This is a genomic window from Dyadobacter fermentans DSM 18053 (assembly GCF_000023125.1).
In the GTDB taxonomy this organism is placed as follows: Bacteria; Bacteroidota; Bacteroidia; order Cytophagales; family Spirosomataceae; genus Dyadobacter; species Dyadobacter fermentans.
Genome location: NC_013037.1, coordinates 4,966,072 through 4,982,507 on the forward strand (window position 1 = coordinate 4,966,072; position 16,436 = coordinate 4,982,507).

12 protein-coding genes are annotated in these 16,436 nt (G+C 51.8%); 6 read left to right on the plus strand and 6 right to left on the minus strand.

Annotation, left to right across the window (positions count from 1 at the left end):
• Positions 1-12 precede the first annotated feature (12 nt).
• On the plus strand, positions 13-1,206 hold the full coding sequence (locus DFER_RS20470; protein WP_015813560.1) for an acyltransferase family protein: 1,194 nt from the start codon (positions 13-15) through the stop codon (positions 1,204-1,206).
• Here the strand turns inward: DFER_RS20470 and DFER_RS20475 are convergent.
• The 5 genes from DFER_RS20475 to ettA all read right to left on the minus strand — a co-directional run bounded on the left by DFER_RS20475 (position 1,187) and on the right by ettA (position 9,163).
• Positions 1,187-2,764 carry an OmpA family protein gene (locus DFER_RS20475; RefSeq protein ID WP_015813561.1) on the minus strand — a complete coding sequence of 526 codons (1,578 nt, stop codon included), beginning with the start codon at positions 2,762-2,764 and terminating at the stop codon, positions 1,187-1,189. The two genes, DFER_RS20470 and DFER_RS20475, sit on opposite strands and share 20 nt — an antisense overlap.
• Positions 2,765-2,780: 16 nt before the next feature.
• Positions 2,781-3,377, minus strand: coding sequence for an LOG family protein (locus tag DFER_RS20480; RefSeq protein ID WP_015813562.1), 597 nt, complete (start codon positions 3,375-3,377; stop codon positions 2,781-2,783).
• A 35-nt stretch (positions 3,378-3,412) separates the two neighbouring features.
• Positions 3,413-4,738: a UDP-N-acetylmuramate--L-alanine ligase gene (locus DFER_RS20485; protein ID WP_050774768.1), complete on the minus strand. Its 1,326-nt coding sequence runs from the start codon at positions 4,736-4,738 to the stop codon at positions 3,413-3,415.
• A 128-nt stretch (positions 4,739-4,866) separates the two neighbouring features.
• Complete coding sequence (locus tag DFER_RS20490) at positions 4,867-7,134, minus strand: T9SS type A sorting domain-containing protein (RefSeq protein ID WP_015813564.1); 2,268 nt, start codon at positions 7,132-7,134, stop codon at positions 4,867-4,869.
• 361 nt (positions 7,135-7,495) lie between these two features.
• Complete coding sequence (ettA, locus tag DFER_RS20495) at positions 7,496-9,163, minus strand: energy-dependent translational throttle protein EttA (protein ID WP_015813565.1); 1,668 nt, start codon at positions 9,161-9,163, stop codon at positions 7,496-7,498.
• A 72-nt stretch (positions 9,164-9,235) separates the two neighbouring features.
• Here ettA and DFER_RS20500 point away from each other — a divergent pair, with 72 nt between their 5' ends.
• Entirely contained in the window at positions 9,236-10,516 is a 1,281-nt protein-coding gene (locus DFER_RS20500) for a DUF349 domain-containing protein (protein WP_015813566.1), read from the plus strand.
• A 73-nt stretch (positions 10,517-10,589) separates the two neighbouring features.
• Here the strand turns inward: DFER_RS20500 and DFER_RS20505 are convergent, their stop codons facing one another.
• A complete protein-coding gene (locus DFER_RS20505; protein WP_015813567.1) occupies positions 10,590-11,621 on the minus strand; it encodes a LacI family DNA-binding transcriptional regulator in 1,032 nt (343 codons plus the stop codon).
• Between the two features lie 282 nt (positions 11,622-11,903).
• Here DFER_RS20505 and DFER_RS20510 point away from each other — a divergent pair, with 282 nt between their 5' ends.
• From DFER_RS20510 to DFER_RS20525, 4 genes are all read left to right on the plus strand, one after another.
• Positions 11,904-12,515: an RNA polymerase sigma-70 factor gene (locus DFER_RS20510; RefSeq protein ID WP_015813568.1), complete on the plus strand. Its 612-nt coding sequence runs from the start codon at positions 11,904-11,906 to the stop codon at positions 12,513-12,515.
• 138 nt (positions 12,516-12,653) lie between these two features.
• On the plus strand, positions 12,654-13,841 hold the full coding sequence (gene uxuA / locus DFER_RS20515; protein ID WP_015813569.1) for a mannonate dehydratase: 1,188 nt from the start codon (positions 12,654-12,656) through the stop codon (positions 13,839-13,841).
• A gap of 17 nt (positions 13,842-13,858) precedes the next feature.
• A complete protein-coding gene (gene uxaC / locus DFER_RS20520) occupies positions 13,859-15,286 on the plus strand; it encodes a glucuronate isomerase (protein WP_015813570.1) in 1,428 nt (475 codons plus the stop codon).
• Positions 15,287-15,439: 153 nt separating this feature from the next.
• Positions 15,440-16,435 carry a sugar kinase gene (locus tag DFER_RS20525; protein ID WP_015813571.1) on the plus strand — a complete coding sequence of 332 codons (996 nt, stop codon included), beginning with the start codon at positions 15,440-15,442 and terminating at the stop codon, positions 16,433-16,435.
• Position 16,436 lies beyond the last annotated feature (1 nt).

Here is a 16,436-nt window from a genome sequence, read left to right on the forward strand (position 1 = left end):
AATCTGTTTGCCATGGAAACAAAGTCCGACCAATTTCATCCAACCCACCTTCGCCGCTACGACCTCGACTGGCTGCGTGTAACCGCATTTGCTATCCTGATCTTCTACCACGTAGGAATGTTCTTCAATCACTGGGATTGGCATATCAAAAACGACGTGCTCACGCGCGCCGTTGAATGGCCCATGCGGTTCAGCAGCCAGTGGCGCATGGCGCTTTTGTTCATGATTTCGGGTGCCGGTGTATACTTCGCGCTGGGGAATCGCCGACCGGCTGCTTTTTTGAAGGAGCGGTTCGTCCGGATTTTCCTACCACTCGTTTTCGGGATGATCGTCATCGTGCCGCCGCAGATCTTTTTCGAACGACTTACCCAGGGAGAAACTTACGGCTATGGTGAGTTTTACAAAACTGTTTTTCAATTCGAGCCGTATCCGCAGGGCAGTTTCAGCTGGCACCATTTGTGGTACCTCGTTTATATTTTCTGCTACTCGCTGCTGGCATTGCCGTTGCTGGTGTGGCTGCGCCGAAGCACCGGCTTTATGCGCCGTGTAGCTGCATTTTTCTCAAATCCCTGGGCATTAATCGCCGTGCCTGTGCTCTGGCATGCCGGCGGGAGTATCTTGCTAAGTGAGAAATTTCCTACGACGCACAACCTGATCAGGGATTGGAATGAACATTTTCATGATTTCACGCTTTTTATCACCGGTTTTGTGCTTTGTACGCAAATGCGTTTCTGGGAAACATTGCAGAAATACCGACGCCTTGCACTCGGAATATGGCTCCCGCTCACGATCGTACTCTACGTGTTTTACTGGACTGCCGAGCGCGACATGAGCGCAATGGAATGGATAGTCTATGACCTGATCAAAACGACGAATGCGTGGTGTATCCTGCTATGCATTTTCGGGTATGGCTACACGTACCTGCAATTCACGAACCCGTTCCTGCGATATGCCAATGAGGCGGTGTACCCATTCTACATTCTGCATCAGACGGTCATTATTTGCCTGGCTTATCCGCTGATCACTGCTTCCGTGCATTGGTTTGTGAAGTTCGTGTACCTCAGCGTCGCCACATTTGCGATTTGCCTCGGGACCTATCACTTTCTGATCAGAAGGAGTAATGTTCTGCGGGTATTGTTTGGGATGAAAGCCGCGAAACGGCGAAACAGCGAAGAGCCGCTGGCGCCTATTTCTTCAATATCTTGAATTCCACGCGACGGTTTTGTTGCTGTCCTTCGGGCGTGTCGTTCGTGGCGACAGGCTTGGTTTCGCCATAACCCTTGCTGGCGATGCGATCCGGCTCAATGCCTTTCCCGATGAGGTACTCGCGAACGGTGTCTGCACGCTCCTGCGATAGGTTGACGTTAAACTCCGCGCTACCGGTGTTATCCGTGTGCCCGCCGAGCTCAATGGCCAATGTCTTGTTTTCGGTCATTGAAATGGCAATACGGTTCAGTTCGGGGAATGATTCTTCCCGAAGCGTGGCCTTCCCGGTGGCAAAGAAGATGTTGTTGAGCCGTACGATCTGGCCTTCTTCGATCGGGATCAGTTTGAGCGACTTATTGGCTATTTCCTTGAAGCTCTTCTCTTTCCCGGTCGAGTCGGTAAGGTCGATGTTCTCGCCCTCGGCTATGAAATTGGGCGCTACGGCGCGCATACTGTACTTCTGGCCATAAGGAAGCACGAGTTTGTACTCTCCGGTGGTTGGGTTGGTGGTCGCCGTTCCCACTTCTTCACCGGTTGTCAGGTCTTCGTAAATAATCGTCGCCTCTACCGGCTTATTGGTTTTGGAATCGATGACCTTGCCGCTGATCATCACGACGGGGTCGGATGGCGGAACAACGGCCACGGGCGCTTCAACCGCCGAATCGGCAGGCGCAGGTTTGGGTTGAAGATTGTACCGGACAATGTCGCCTTTGCCCTCGGTGTCTTTAAAAGAGACCATGTACGCGAAGTCGCCGAGGGCAGAAATCGTGTAATAGGCGTCATAACCATCGGTATTGATGGCCGGGCCGAGGTTTACGGGTCGGCTCCATCTTTTCCATGACTTGTCAATGCGCTTACTGTAATAAATGTCATTGCTTCCCTGGCCGCCTTTGCGGTCGCTGGAAAAGTACAGCGTTACGCCGTCCGGGGCAAGAAAAGGGGTCGTTTCGGTAAAATCTTCCGTATTGATCTCCGCGCCGAGATTCATCGGTTTGGACCAGGAACCGTCTTTTTGCTTGAAACTGACGTAGAGGTCATCCACTTTGCTGTTTTTCTTCTCGCTGAATGACATGACCAGCACTTTTCCGTCATTCGACAGATAGCCGCAGTCGAACTGGCCCTTGCTGAGTTTGGTATAACCTGGAATGTCCAGCTTATTCGGCGCCGACCAGCCCCTTGCCGTTTTTTTACTGGTGGAAAAGCCGCGTGTCTCGTAGGTGCCGTTTTTGTAGGAACCCTTGATCAGCAAGGTGTTGCCGTCGGGTGTGATGCTGTAAAGGCTATTGTAATCCTCCTTGTTAAGTGGTGCGGGCAGCCTGCGTGCGGGCGTCCATTTATCGCTTTTCAGCTCAGAAAACCAGATATCCTGGCTGCCTTTCGGGCCGTGCGTGTTCTGCGGATGGCTTACGCGCGAGAAGTAGATCGTTTTACCGTCGGGCGAAATGATCGGGCTGATCTCGTTGTATTCGGTATTGATCGATTTTCCGAGGTTTTCCAATTGTGCGTGGGCACAGTAGGAGGAAACGACAGTCAAGGCTAAAAGGCAGAAAGCACGCATTGTTCTGACAGGATGGCTAGTTTTTATCTACATACAACGACCCGTCCAGCGGCTTATTTTCCGCGTTTTGCAAACGGTAGGCCTCCATTTTTGCGAGGAGTGCGGCAGGTTCATCCGAAACGACCAGCAGCTGACGCGTATCGGGCCGCAGGAAGCCTTCTTCAACCATCTTATCGAGTTGCAAAAGCAAAAGATCGTAAAACCCGTTGACGTTCAAAAGTCCCACCGGGCCGTGGAAAATGCGGAGCTGTGCCCAGGTCAGGATCTCGAAAAGCTCGTCCAATGTGCCGTAGCCGCCGGGTAATGCGATCACGCCGTCGGACATCGACACCATTTTGGCCTTCCGCTCATGCATGGTTTCAACGAAATGTAGCTCGGACAGCGTCTTGTGCGCCACTTCCAGCTTGGCCAGAAAATTGGGGATAATGCCGGTGACAAACCCTCCCTGGTCCATGGCGCCGTCGGCCACGCGGCCCATCAGGCCCAGATTACCGCCGCCGTAGATCAGCTTGATGTTGCGCTCCGCCAGTGCCTTGCCTATTGCATAGGCAGCTTCGGCATACAGCGCTTTCTTACCCGGATTTGAACCGCAGTATACAACTATGGAATGCATTGGATCAGCAATATATGTTTTAAGGCAGCCGACCGTCAGGACAGTACTTCCGCCGCCAGATTTTTCAGGTCCAGATCGCCGAATGTACCCGAGCTCATCAGCAGCAGGTTGGCGTCTTTCCAGGTTAGTGATTTTAAAAATGCAGCGAGCTCGGCCGAATCCGTGAATACTTTCAGGTCGTCGCGTTTGAATGCCGTCCTGATGTCTTCTTCGGTCAGTCCTTCGAGCCGCTTGTGTTCGAGGGTCACGGGGTTGAAATAAACGACCGCGATGTCGGCGGATTTCAGTTTACGGCGGTATTGCGAAAGGAAGCCTTTGTTAAGGCTGCTGAACGTGTGCAGTTCGGCACAGGCTACGAGCGTTCTTTCCGGAAACTGCTCTTTCAATGCGCTGGTAGTCGCTTCCACTTTGGAAGGTGCATGGGCAAAATCGCGGTAAACGTTCACCGTCTCATTCGAACCGAGCAGTTCAAGCCGTTTGGACGCGCCTTTGAAAGTACGGATTGCCTGGTAAAACTCTTCGTCGGTCACGCCCAGCCGCTCGCACACTTCCCGCGCGCCGCTGATGTTTTTCATGTTGTGGCTGCCGAACACGAGTACCGGAACTTCGCCCTGCTCGGCGGTGATCAGTATCGTTTTATTGTCCTCAATGCGATGCGGATGCACATTGTAAGGCGTGCTGGCAACATCCGGACGGCCTTTTTGCCCGATCACATCCAGCATATCGTCCGTTTCGTCAAAAATGATCGCGCCGGCTTTCGGAAGCGAATCGGCCAGCAGTTCAAATTGCTTTACGTACGATTCCCAGGTTGGGAAGACATTGAAATGGTCCCATGCAATGCCGCTGATGAGGGCGATATGCGGTTGGTAATGGATGAATTTGGGTGTCGGGTCAATCGGTGATGTAAAATATTCGTCGCCTTCAATCACGATGAGCGGAGCATTCTCCGAGAGCTTCACCATGTTATCGAAGCCTTCGATCTGAGCACCTACCAGGTAGTTGAAGTTTCTTTTATTGTATTTCAAAACATGCAAAACCATGGAAGTAATGGTCGTTTTTCCATGGCTGCCAGCGATCACGACGCGTTGCTTGTTCTGGCTTTGTTCGAAAATATACTCGGGGTAGGAATACACCTTAATGCCGAGTTCTTTCGCCTTTGCAAGCTCGGGATTGTCCTGGCGGGCGTGCATGCCCAGGATCACCGCGTCGAGGTCGGTCGTTATTTTATCGGGAAACCAGCCGGTGACGGGCGGAAGCAGGTCGTATTGCGCCAGCCGGCTCGACGAAGGCTCGTAGATTTCGTCGTCCGATCCCGTCACAAGGAATCCTTTTAAATGTAATTCGATGGCCAGATTGTGCATCACGGCGCCACCAATCGAAATGAAATGTATTTTATGCAAAGATGAAGATTGACTCATTGACAATTCTAAAAACTGATTCCGTTCGAAAGTTAGTAAGAATTGATCTTTGGGCAAATCCCGCGGGTGCCCTATTTACCGGCACCCTTCACGAACTTCACATTTTCCTGCGCACCATCGCCCCGCAGCACACCGATCACATAAGCGCCGGAGGCCAGCGACTGAATGTTAATGTCCGGCTGCGGCTTATCCGAGCTGTATACCACGTTACCGGCCTGGTTGAATATCTTTACCGACTTCACATTTGCCCAATCCTTCGCCGAAATGGTCACTTTCTCACTTGCCGGATTAGGGTAAACGGTCACCGCCAGTGCTGATTCGAAGTGAAGGCTTGCCATGCGGCTGTATGCAAATGTCTGGTCGCGGTCGATCATTTTGAGGCGGTACAGATTTTCGCCGGGCATTGGGTTTTCGTCGTTGAAAGTGTATTTCGTGACGGTATTGAGCACATCTCCGGCGGCAGAAAGTGCTCCGATGGTCGTCCATTTTTTGCCGTCTGCACTCCGCTCGATCTCGAATTTTTCGCTATTGACCTCTTCCGACGTCGACCAGCCCAACAATGCGCGTTTTTCTACTTTGGTGGCAGTGAAGCTGATCAGTTTTACAGGCAATGAGCGCGTGACGGGCAATACGAGCGAGTTGGTTTTCGGCATACAACCGCTGCGCGTCGATTTGGCGGTATATGTGAAATCGCCAGGTGTGTCGGGCGCGGTGAATGTGATTGCATTGCCCGTCCTGTTGTACACACCTTCGCCGCTCCACACATAGCTCGCGGAGTTACATTCCGGGCCCGAGCAGTTGACGCTCAGCGTTACCGACGTGCCCACAACCGGCTTGCCATTCGATGTGTTCACGTTGATATCAAATGTGCAGGGTAAATAATTCTCTGTTTCCCACACATTTTCCCAGTAGCCGTCGTCGGTCATCCGGATCGATTTCGGGTGCAAGTCGGTTTGCCCGAAGTTCTCGCCGCCGATCTGGTGCCAGGTTGAAAACAGGAAGTTGCCTGTAAATACGTTGGGGAAAATGTTGACATTCACGGCCTCCGCACGTGCCGGCGGCTGGTATGAGGGCGTCACATATTGCTCGCGGCACAACGCCAGCGTGGGCGCGAGCTGGTGCATTTCGATATCGTTATAATGCATGGCAATGTGCACATATTCGGCGCCATGCTTGTAGGCCCTCGGGAACCACTCGTAGGGAATGCCGCCATTGATCCCTGAACCGCCGTCGGGCTGCGCAAGGTCGATCGGGTCGAATTCTACGCCGGCTATTTTGTTGGGATAAGTGCCTTTGAGCACGTCTATTCCCATGATTTTCTTCCAAAGGTCCCATTGGTTGGTACCGTCGGTGTGGTAAATGCCGTCCGACAATTCCAGGGCAAGCAGCAATGTACTGCTGTGCAAATGCCAGTTGTTCCCCTGCACGGAGCCGAAATCGGATATAAAATGGAGTACTTTAATGGACGAGCTTCGATTTTTGACGGTGCTGTAAAAGCCCTTAAATAGTTTCAGCAAGCCCCATCCGGCAAAGCGGTGCAGATCGCGGCCTATTTCCGAGTTATAGTTGCCATCGCTAGGCTGCGGTGCATTGGCGATGGGGTAGGAGTTACGGCCCCAGGTAGCGTGGCTTTGGCCGGGAAACCGTAATGGCAGGAATTTCGAGCGCCATGCCTGCAAGGCCTTAGCCTCATACATTCCGGCGTAATTCATCCAATTGATAGTCTTGTTAGGCATATAAAACTCTTCGGAACCGTTGTTGCCCATTGCCACATACAAAATCCGGGAAGAGTAATTCTGCACCTGTGCCAGGGCGTCGTCTACGAACGCCAGGAAACGCCCGGTGGCATATTCGGAGTAAACGGAAGGGTATGTATGCGCAATCGCATCCTGCATAAGTGAGCCGGTGGAAATCTGTGCAATGTCGGCCGTAGCCAGGAAGCTGTCGTTCCAGTAGCCGGGACGCAGGTACGAGAAATGCAGCGCCACTTTCATGTTCGGGTTCAGGTCCAGGATGGCTTTCACGGCCTGTGCCATCTTCGTCCGCTGGTAATTGCCGGGCGTGGGCTCATAATGCTCCCATTGCACGTGCAGCCGGATCGCCGTAGGGCTGGCATCTTTTCCGTTGTATTTCAGGTTTGCAAACCGGAGGATGTACTGCCATTGCTCCGGATTGATACCGTTCGGGGCCGTCCTGTCGAAGCCGTAGCCGGTGGTGTTCAGGATCAGTTCGCGCTGAGCCAGCAGTGAATCCGGCCTGCACAATAGCAGCGAAAGAAAGAGCAGAATGTTTAGTAGACGTGGTTGAATGGATGAAAGCAGCGGGCGTTCGAAGTACATAAATGTTTTTTGGTTCAGTAGGCGTTACAGGTTTATCGGTTTTATGGGGCTACTACAAACTTTTCTATAATGCATATAGAAGTTTATGGAGTATCCTGTGGCTGGTGAAAAACACAGTTGTCCCTAATTTCCCTGGGCGGATAAAGATGTAAGTAGAAGAGGAATTCTAGTCTTGACCCAGAAAGGCCATTTTATAAAAGTATTTTGTAATGTTAACTTGATAAAGGATGGTATGTAACTTCGAGGCAAGGTAAAATATTAAAACTACATTCCAAGAAAACTGTAAATAAATTCTACAACAAGTCACAAAAAAAGCGCTCATCCTTGTAGATGAGCGCTTAAAGCTAACCCTATTATGAGACTACGCGAGCTTTTTATATTTAATCCGCGTCGGAGTTGCGTCGGTGCCCAGGCGTTTGCGGCGGTTCTCTTCATATTCCGAGAAGTTACCTTCGAACCAGTAAACCTGTGAATCGCCTTCGAATGCGAGAATGTGCGTCGCGACGCGGTCGAGGAACCAGCGGTCGTGGGAGATGATCACCGCACAGCCTGCGAAGTTTTCAAGACCCTCTTCCAATGCACGGAGCGTGTTTACGTCCAAATCGTTGGTCGGCTCATCAAGCAGGAGCAGGTTGCCGCCTTCTTTCAACGTCATGGCCAGGTGCACGCGGTTGCGCTCCCCGCCCGACAGCGTGCCTACCTTCTTCTCCTGGTCGCCGCCGCCGAAGTTGAACCGGCTCACATATGCACGCGCGTTTGCCTGCTTGCCCCCGAGCATGATCCAGTCGTTGCCGTCGGATACGCTTTGGTACACGGTTTTGTTCGCGTCGAGGTTGTCATGCTCCTGGTCTACATAGGCGAGTTGCACGGTCTCACCTACTTCGAAATGGCCCGTCAGCGGTTTGAGCTGGCCAGTAATGAGTTTAAATAAGGTGGTTTTACCCGCACCGTTTGGCCCGATAATGCCTACAATGCCGTTCGGCGGCAATGCGAAGCTGAGGTTTTCGTAAAGCAGCCGGTCGCCGAAGCCCATCGACACATTGTGCGCTTCAATGACCTTGTTCCCGAGGCGTGGGCCTGAAGGAATGAAGATTTCCAGTTTTTCCTCCTTTTCGCGCGCTTCCTCGCTGAGCAATTTCTCGTAAGCACCCAACCTCGCCTTGGATTTCGCCTGACGTGCCTTTGGCGCTAAACGAACCCATTCAAGCTCGCGCTGCAACGTTTTCTGGCGTTTCGACTCGGTTTTTTCTTCTTTTTTCAAACGCTCCTGCTTCTGTTCGAGCCACGAAGTGTAGTTGCCTTTCCACGGAATGCCCTCGCCGCGGTCGAGTTCGAGAATCCAGCCGGCTACATTGTCGAGGAAATAGCGGTCGTGCGTTACGGCGATCACCGTTCCTTTATATTGTCTCAAATGCTCTTCGAGCCACAGTACCGACTCGGCGTCGAGGTGGTTGGTAGGCTCATCGAGCAAAAGTACGTCGGGCTGGCGCAGCAGGAGGCGGCACAACGCGACCCGGCGTTTCTCTCCACCGGAAAGTGTCGAGATCAATGTATCCGAAGGCGGGCAGCGCAGCGCGTCCATCGCGATTTCGAGCCGGTTGTCGAGATTCCAGGCGTCCGAAGCGTCGAGTTTTTCCTGCACTTCGCCTTGTCTTTCCAATAATTTATCGAAATCTGCATCCTCGGCGCCGAACGCTTCATTGATTTCGTCGAATTCTTTCAATAGGTTTACGATTTCTTGTACACCTTCTTCTACAACTTCGCGGACTGTCTTATTGGGATCGAGTTTAGGTTCCTGTTCGAGCATCCCGACCGAATAGCCGGGCGAGAAAACCACCTCACCCTGAATGTCTTTATCGATGCCGGCGATCACGCGCAGGAGTGTCGACTTACCTGATCCGTTCAGACCCAGTACGCCGATTTTGGCACCGTAGAAAAAGGATAAATAAATGTTTTTAATAATATGTCTGTTGGGGGGAATGATTTTGTTAACCCCCGACATTGAGAAAATAATGGTTTCGTTACTCATTTTTTGTTTAATTTGTGCGTAACAAATATCGTTATATATCCCTACACTTAGCAGATAAAAAAAATTGAAAGAATGGAAAATGCCACATTGAATGATGAATACGGCTACGTTAAGGACAGCAAAGTATTTTTAAAGGGGTATCTGGATTTCCCCGACCGGCAAATTGGAGAAGTAAAAAGGACTGAACAGGAAGCGATTGACTATTTCAAGAATCGTTTTAACATTGTCCTGAACAAAGTAGAACAGCTGGAACAAGAAATAGATGAAGCACTTAACAAAGGCTCTTATCTTACCAAGCTGATCCAGTTGCAACGCAAGCTGAAAGGTTTTGACGCTTTGGGTGATTTCGTCCCACTTTTGAAAAGGCTGGAAGAAAAAGAAGAGTATCTCAAAGGCCTTATCGAAGTTAACCAGCTCAAAAACCTGGAAATTAAACGTGCGTTGATCGAGGATGTGAAAGTTGCCGCGGCTGTTACGGATTATGCCACAGCAACGGACCAGATACAGGAGATCAAAGCGAAATGGATCCGCACCGGGCCGGTGGACAAAGAATATCAGGAAGAAATTGAAACGACATTTCAACAAATCCTGGACGATTTCTTCCAGCGCCGCCGCGACTATTTCGACGAGCAGAACAAACTCAACCAGAAACGTATCGAGGAATACGAACGCCTGATCAAGATCACGAAAACGCTGAGCTATGCGAAGGATCTTGACGAAGCTTATCAAAAAGCGAGGGACGTTCGCAATGCCTGGAACAACGTTGGAGAAGTTCCTCCTAAGCGCTTTTTCAAAGTCAATAAAGCGTATCGCCACTTCCTGAAATTATTCTATGACAAATACAATGCGGCCAAGGGCATCGAGCCGAAGGTGCGTGTAGACCCGCGTGTCCTCGAACAGCAGAAATTGCTGGCACAGGCTGAAACATTGCTGAAATCGCCGGATATTATCGAAGCGTCGCAGGAAGCAAAAGCATTGCTGAGCAAATGGAAGGAAATCAAAATACCTTTCAAACTGGCCGATAAGGAGCTCGCAGAGCGGTTCCGGATGGTGTGCGATAAGATTTTCGAACTCAGCTACCTGGCGCGCGTGATCAGCCGCAAGTACCCTGCATTCGACCTGAAAAGCCCGGAAGAGCAGCTTCGCACCAAATACCGCGAACTCGAATGGCTTACCAAGCGTGAAAAAAGCGACCTCGAATTCGCACAGCTGGAATTTGACCGCACCGCTACCGGCGATCCCGAACTGGACAAGCAAGCCGCAGGCCGCATCAACATCCAGAAGCGCAAGGTTCAGATGAAAGAACGCATTCTCATCGAATTCGAAAGAAAACTAAAAGCTATTACGGGCTGACCTTCAGCGGGTGACGCTCACGGGCTGACCTTCCGCGGGTGACGCTCACGGGCTGACCCTCAGCGGGTGACGCTTACCCGTTAGCCCCGCGCATCGACGATTTGTTGATTACCAAATTAGATTGCAATACCCTGGTCTCGAATTCGGCCGGGGTATTTTTGCTTTCTATCAGGTCCAGCAGCAATGAAGTAGCCTGCTGTCCCATTTCAAATGAAGGCTGCGTGACGGAGCTCACCGGCGGATCGAGAAGCGACGACATTGCCAGGTCGCAGAAGCCCACCACGGCCACGTCGTCGGGCATTTTGTAGCCCAGCTGGCGCAGGGCCCAGTGAATGCCCATGGTAATACGGTCGCTCGCGCCGAAAATAGCGTCGGGGCGCTCGCGGAGGGCCATTAGCTGGTAAGTCCGCTCGGTTCCGCCCGCTTGGGTAATCTCGCTGTGCAGTACCCATTCTTCCTGAAACTCGATGCCGTATTTTCTTAAAGCATCCTTGTAACCTTCTAAACGGAACCGGGTGATCGACACCGGCCGCGGCCCGGCAATGTGCGCAATGCGCCGGCAGCCCCGCTTGATCAAATGCTCGGTAGCATCGAAGGCGCCCTTATAATCGTCCACCCGCACCTTGTGCGTTTGCATGGCGTCGCTCACTCGATCGAAAAACACCACCGGAATGCCCTGTTCCTGCAAGGAGGCAAAGTGATCGATGTTCTCCGACTGGCTGGAAATCGCCACTACCAGGCCGTCCACCCGCCTGGATGCGATGTGGCGCGTCGCGGAACGCTCCCTTTCGAGCAGTTCGTGGCTTTGGTAAATCATCGTGTGATAGCCGCGGCTGTACGCAATATCCTCCACGCCGCCGATGGCCGATGAATAAAAACGATTGGCAATGTCCGGCACAATCACGCCGATCGTCTGCGTGCGGTTCTTCAAAAGGCTGATCGCGATCGGGTTGGGGTAATAATTGAGCTGCTCGGCCAGGTCTATCACCTTTTGCTTGGTTTCTTCACTTATTTCGCTGCTGTCGCGCAGGGCCCGCGAAACGGTGGATTTGGAAATACCGAGCTGCCTTGCAATCTCTTTGATCGTGATAGAGACCTTTTTCATAGGGTTATATAGAAATAGTACAATCTTGCTAAAATATCCCGGAAATACACCAGGCGCTCAATGTTGCATAAAGTAACCAATGTTCGCACAAAGTTCCGGGAAAAATTGCGGGAACGGGAACGGTTCCGGGAACGGTTGCGTAAATTTATTGCTTTTTTTCAAGATTTATTTTTGTGTATCAACGAGCGAGTGTTTAAACTAGGTAAATCATCGACGAAGACAGAGGGCTAAATACCACTACAATTCCAGGAAATTTTCTATAATTAACCTAGCTCAGTTTACATGGAGACAAACTCATTTACCAGTACATTACCATCGGCCTGTTCTCAGAAGGGCATTCTGGAAACCTTGTTTGGCAGAGTGGTGACTAACGGTGATTATAATGCCTTCCGCGAGTTGTTTACCCGGCATTACCGGTCGCTGTGCAACTATGCCATGCGTGTGGTCGTGACGCGCGAGATTGCGGAGGAAGTGGTATCCGATGTATTTGTAAAACTTTGGAAAAATCGGGAGCAGATCGAGGTGCATACTTCATTTCAGGCTTACATTTACAGAGCTGTGCGTAACCAGGCACTCGATTACCTGAAACTGCGTATCCATCGCCAGAATGAGCGGGATTCGCTGGATTCGGTACAGTGGAATATGAGCCACGCGGATCATTTTTCACCCGCCGAGGAGCTGTCGTACAACGAATTTTACTCGCATATAGAAGACTGTATCCAGGCATTGCCGCGCCAGTGCCAGCTCATTTTCCGCCTCAGCCGCGAAGAAGGCCTCCGCTACCGCGACATCGCAGAGCGTCTGGAAATCTCCGTCAAAACCGTGGAAACGCAAATGAGCCGCGCATTGAAAGTCCTCCGCGAGCGCGTGCCGGAGCATAGATTGGTAGCATAGGGACTTCGGCTGTCGGCTATCGGCGGTCGGCTGTTCTAGTATCTGATAAATAAAAGTATAAACAATAGGCCGACGGCCGAAAGCTGAAAGCCGAAGTAAAAAGGCCGACTGCCGACAGCCGAAAGCCGAAGTAAACAAATGGCATTAGAACAAACCTGGCGTTGGTTTGGCCCTAACGATCCTGTTTCGTTGCAGGATATCCGTCAGGCCGGGGCAACGGGAATCGTAACCGCATTGCATCATATTCCCAACGGCGAAGTTTGGGAAGTATCCGAAATTCAGGCGCGCAAGCAGCTGATCGAAGACGCCGGCCTTACCTGGTCGGTGGTGGAAAGCGTACCTGTGCACGAATCGATCAAAACGCGCTCCGGCGATTTTGAAAAACATATACTGAACTACCAGCAGTCGTTGCGTAACTTGGGGCAATGCGGTATCGACACCGTTTGCTACAATTTCATGCCCGTCCTGGACTGGACGCGCACGGATCTGGACGCGCCGATGCACGATGGTTCAACCGGCCTGCGTTTCGATGCAACGCAGTTCGCCGCATTTGATCTTTATCTGTTAGAAAGGCCGGAGGCGGCCGACCTGTACACCGACGAGCAGAAGCGGGCCGCGAAAATTTGGCTCGACACGGCGTCGGAGCAAGAGAAGGAAAAACTCGTCCGTAATATCATCGCGGGTTTGCCCGGTTCTGAGGAAAGCTTCACGGTGGAGCAATTCCGGCAGGTTTTGAAAGCCTACGAGCATATCGGCGATCTGGAACTGCGTACGCATTTGTACCAGTTTATCCAGGCTATCGGGCCGGTAGCCGAAGAGGCGGGCATCAGGCTGGCAATCCATCCGGACGATCCTCCTTACCCGATCCTGGGCCTGCCGCGCGTGGTAAGTACCGAAAATGACGCGGAAATGCTGCTGAAAGCCTACGACAAGCAGGCTAACGGCATTTGTTTCTGCACGGGTTCTTATGGCGTAAGGCCGGATAACGACCTCGCCGGAATGGTAGACAGGCTGGGTAGCCGCATTCATTTCATCCACCTGCGCGCCACCAAGCGCGAGCACGACGGCAGCTTTTACGAAGCCGATCACCTCGATGGTGACGTGGATATGTACGGTGTGATGCGTGCTTTGGTGTTGGAGCAGAAAAGGCGGGAAAATGAAGGTAGAACCGATTTGAGAATGCCTTTCCGTCCTGATCATGGCCACCGTATGCTCGACGATTTGTCGGCTACGAAGCGGACCAACCCGGGTTATACGGCCATTGGGCGCCTGCGCGGGCTTGCGGAGCTGCGCGGCCTCGAATACGGGATTGAAAGAAGTTTGTGATTGTAACAAGAAAGAGAATGGAAACGATTAGCCCCGCTGTACAAAAAACCTTCATTTCCGAAGATTTCCTCCTCCGTTCGGAAACTGCGCGTATCCTTTACCATGATTATGCAAAGGAAATGCCGATCATCGATTACCACTGCCACCTGCCGCCCGATCAGATCGCGGAAGACAAGCAGTTTGAAAACCTGACGCAAATATGGCTGTACGGCGACCATTACAAGTGGCGGGCCATGCGTGCGAACGGGATCAACGAGCGGTATTGCACCGGCGACGCGAGCGACTGGGAGAAGTTCGAACAATGGGCGGCTACCGTGCCGTACACGATGCGAAATCCGCTCTATCACTGGACGCACCTCGAATTGCTCCGCTATTTCGACATTGACATTCTTTTAAATAAACATACGGCCCGCGAGATCTACGAAGAATGCTCGGCCAAGCTGCGCCAGCCCGATTATTCGGTAAAAAGCCTGCTGACCCGCATGAACGTGAAGGTAATCTGCACCACGGATGATCCAACGGACGCTTTGAATTACCACAGCGCGATCAGCGAAAGCGGTTTCGACATCCGCGTGCTGCCGACATTCCGCCCGGATAAGGCCATGCTGCTCATCGATTCACCGGATGATTTCAAGCAATATTTGTCCAAACTGGCGCAGGCAGCCGGCACGGGCGAGATTACCAGCTATGAGGCATTGCTCGCAGCGATTCAGAACCGTCATGATTTCTTTGCTTCTATGGGCGGCCGCTTGTCGGATCACGGTTTGGAGCATATTTATGCGGAATTCGATGAAGCTGCGGCGCGTGAGGCATTTGCAGCGGCATTAAGAGGTGAAAAGCCTTCGGCTGCTCAGGCATTGGCATTCAAATCGGTGCTGTTGTATGAAATGGCTAAAATGGACCACGCCAAAGGCTGGACGCAGCAGTTTCACCTGGGTGCATTGCGCAACAACAATGAGCGCATGCTCCGCGAACTCGGTCCGGATACCGGCTGGGATTCCATCGGCGATTACAGCCAGGCGCAGGCGCTTTCAAAGTTTTTGAATAAACTCGATTCGACCGACCAGCTCGCAAAAACGATTTTGTATAACCTCAACCCGGCCGATAATGAAGTGCTGGCGACGATGACGGGCAACTATAACGACGGCACCGTGGCAGGCAAAATGCAGTTCGGTTCCGGCTGGTGGTTCCTCGATCAGAAGGATGGCATGGAGCGGCAGATGAATGCATTGTCGAATATGGGCTTGCTGAGCCGTTTCGTGGGCATGCTTACCGATTCGCGCAGCTTCCTGTCGTATCCGCGCCACGAATATTTCCGCCGCATTTTGTGCAACCTCATCGGTCAGGACGTCGAAAACGGCGAGTTGCCGAACGATATCCAGTGGCTGGGCAAGATGGTGGAAGGTATTTGTTACAACAATGCCAACAAATATTTTGGCTTTTGATTAAAATCCGAATTTAAATACGCTAATAAATGGATAGCCCAGACAGTTTTGTTGTGGGCTATTTTAATGTTAATACTTAATTTTGGCTCGTAATCATCTTTCAATGGCCCGTCAGAGAGTTCATTCTTTGGCAAACGGGCATTAGTTTAAAATATGGCTCAGATAGTATCCTTCGGGGAAGTCCTCATGCGGCTTTCCACTCCTGGTTTTTCCCGTTTTGAACAAGCCCGTCAATTGAATGTAACGTATGCCGGCGGCGAAGCGAACGTTTCGACTGCACTGGCGTATTGGGGACACAGCACGGCGCACGTTACCCGTTTCCCCGACTCGCCCATCGGACGTGCGGCGGCCCAGTACCTGCATTTCCATGGCGTCGATACCTCGCATATCCTTTTCGGAGGCCCGAGAATGGCCGTTTACTTCCTGGAAACCGGCGCTGCCATGCGCGGCAGCCAGATCGTGTACGACCGCGCCAATTCATCCCTGGCGACCATTGATCCGAAAGAGCTCGATTGGGATAACATCCTGAAAGACGCGAAATGGTTTCACTGGGCAGGCATTACGCCGGCATTGTCGCAGGAAGCTGCGGATGCATTGCTCGACGGCATTAAGGCAGCCCGCAGACTCGGCATTACGGTGTCAGGCGATATATTCTACCGCGCCAATTTGTGGAAATACGGCAAAAAGCCATCCGATATTCTTCCCGAGCTGACAGCCGGAACTGACGTCGTGATTGCCAACAGTATCAATATCAAGGAGATTTTTGACATCGATGGAAACGATTTTGTCGAATCGTGCGTCAATTTACAGAAGGCTTTCCCGCAGGTAAAAATGGTGGTGGACACGAAAAGAACGTCGATCAGCGCGTCACATAACCTGCTGAGGGCATTTTTGTGGAATGGCAAGGAGCTGCTCGAAACGGATGACATCGAGATCAACCCGATCATCGACCGCGTAGGTGGCGGCGACGCATTCATCGCTGGCCTCATCCACGGCCTCATTACCTTCGACGACCAGCAAAAAGCGCTCGAATTCGGGGTAGCTGCTTCTGCATTGAAGCACACCATCGAAGGCGACGCATTGATCTCGACGATCGATGAAGTAGAAGCCATCCGCCAGGGAGAAACATCGGGTAGAATCAAACGCTAAG

Coding starts and splice junctions, on each gene's coding strand:
- DFER_RS20500 (WP_015813566.1), top strand. CDS start 9,236: ATGGAAAATGCCACATTGAATGATGAATACGGCTACGTTAAGGACAGC.
- DFER_RS20510 (WP_015813568.1), top strand. CDS start 11,904: ATGGAGACAAACTCATTTACCAGTACATTACCATCGGCCTGTTCTCAG.
- DFER_RS20485 (WP_050774768.1), bottom strand. CDS start 4,738: ATGCACAATCTGGCCATCGAATTACATTTAAAAGGATTCCTTGTGACG.
- uxuA (WP_015813569.1), top strand. CDS start 12,654: ATGGCATTAGAACAAACCTGGCGTTGGTTTGGCCCTAACGATCCTGTT.
- DFER_RS20480 (WP_015813562.1), bottom strand. CDS start 3,377: ATGCATTCCATAGTTGTATACTGCGGTTCAAATCCGGGTAAGAAAGCG.
- uxaC (WP_015813570.1), top strand. CDS start 13,859: ATGGAAACGATTAGCCCCGCTGTACAAAAAACCTTCATTTCCGAAGAT.
- DFER_RS20505 (WP_015813567.1), bottom strand. CDS start 11,621: ATGAAAAAGGTCTCTATCACGATCAAAGAGATTGCAAGGCAGCTCGGT.
- ettA (WP_015813565.1), bottom strand. CDS start 9,163: ATGAGTAACGAAACCATTATTTTCTCAATGTCGGGGGTTAACAAAATC.
- DFER_RS20490 (WP_015813564.1), bottom strand. CDS start 7,134: ATGTACTTCGAACGCCCGCTGCTTTCATCCATTCAACCACGTCTACTA.
- DFER_RS20525 (WP_015813571.1), top strand. CDS start 15,440: ATGGCTCAGATAGTATCCTTCGGGGAAGTCCTCATGCGGCTTTCCACT.
- DFER_RS20470 (WP_015813560.1), top strand. CDS start 13: ATGGAAACAAAGTCCGACCAATTTCATCCAACCCACCTTCGCCGCTAC.
- DFER_RS20475 (WP_015813561.1), bottom strand. CDS start 2,764: ATGCGTGCTTTCTGCCTTTTAGCCTTGACTGTCGTTTCCTCCTACTGT.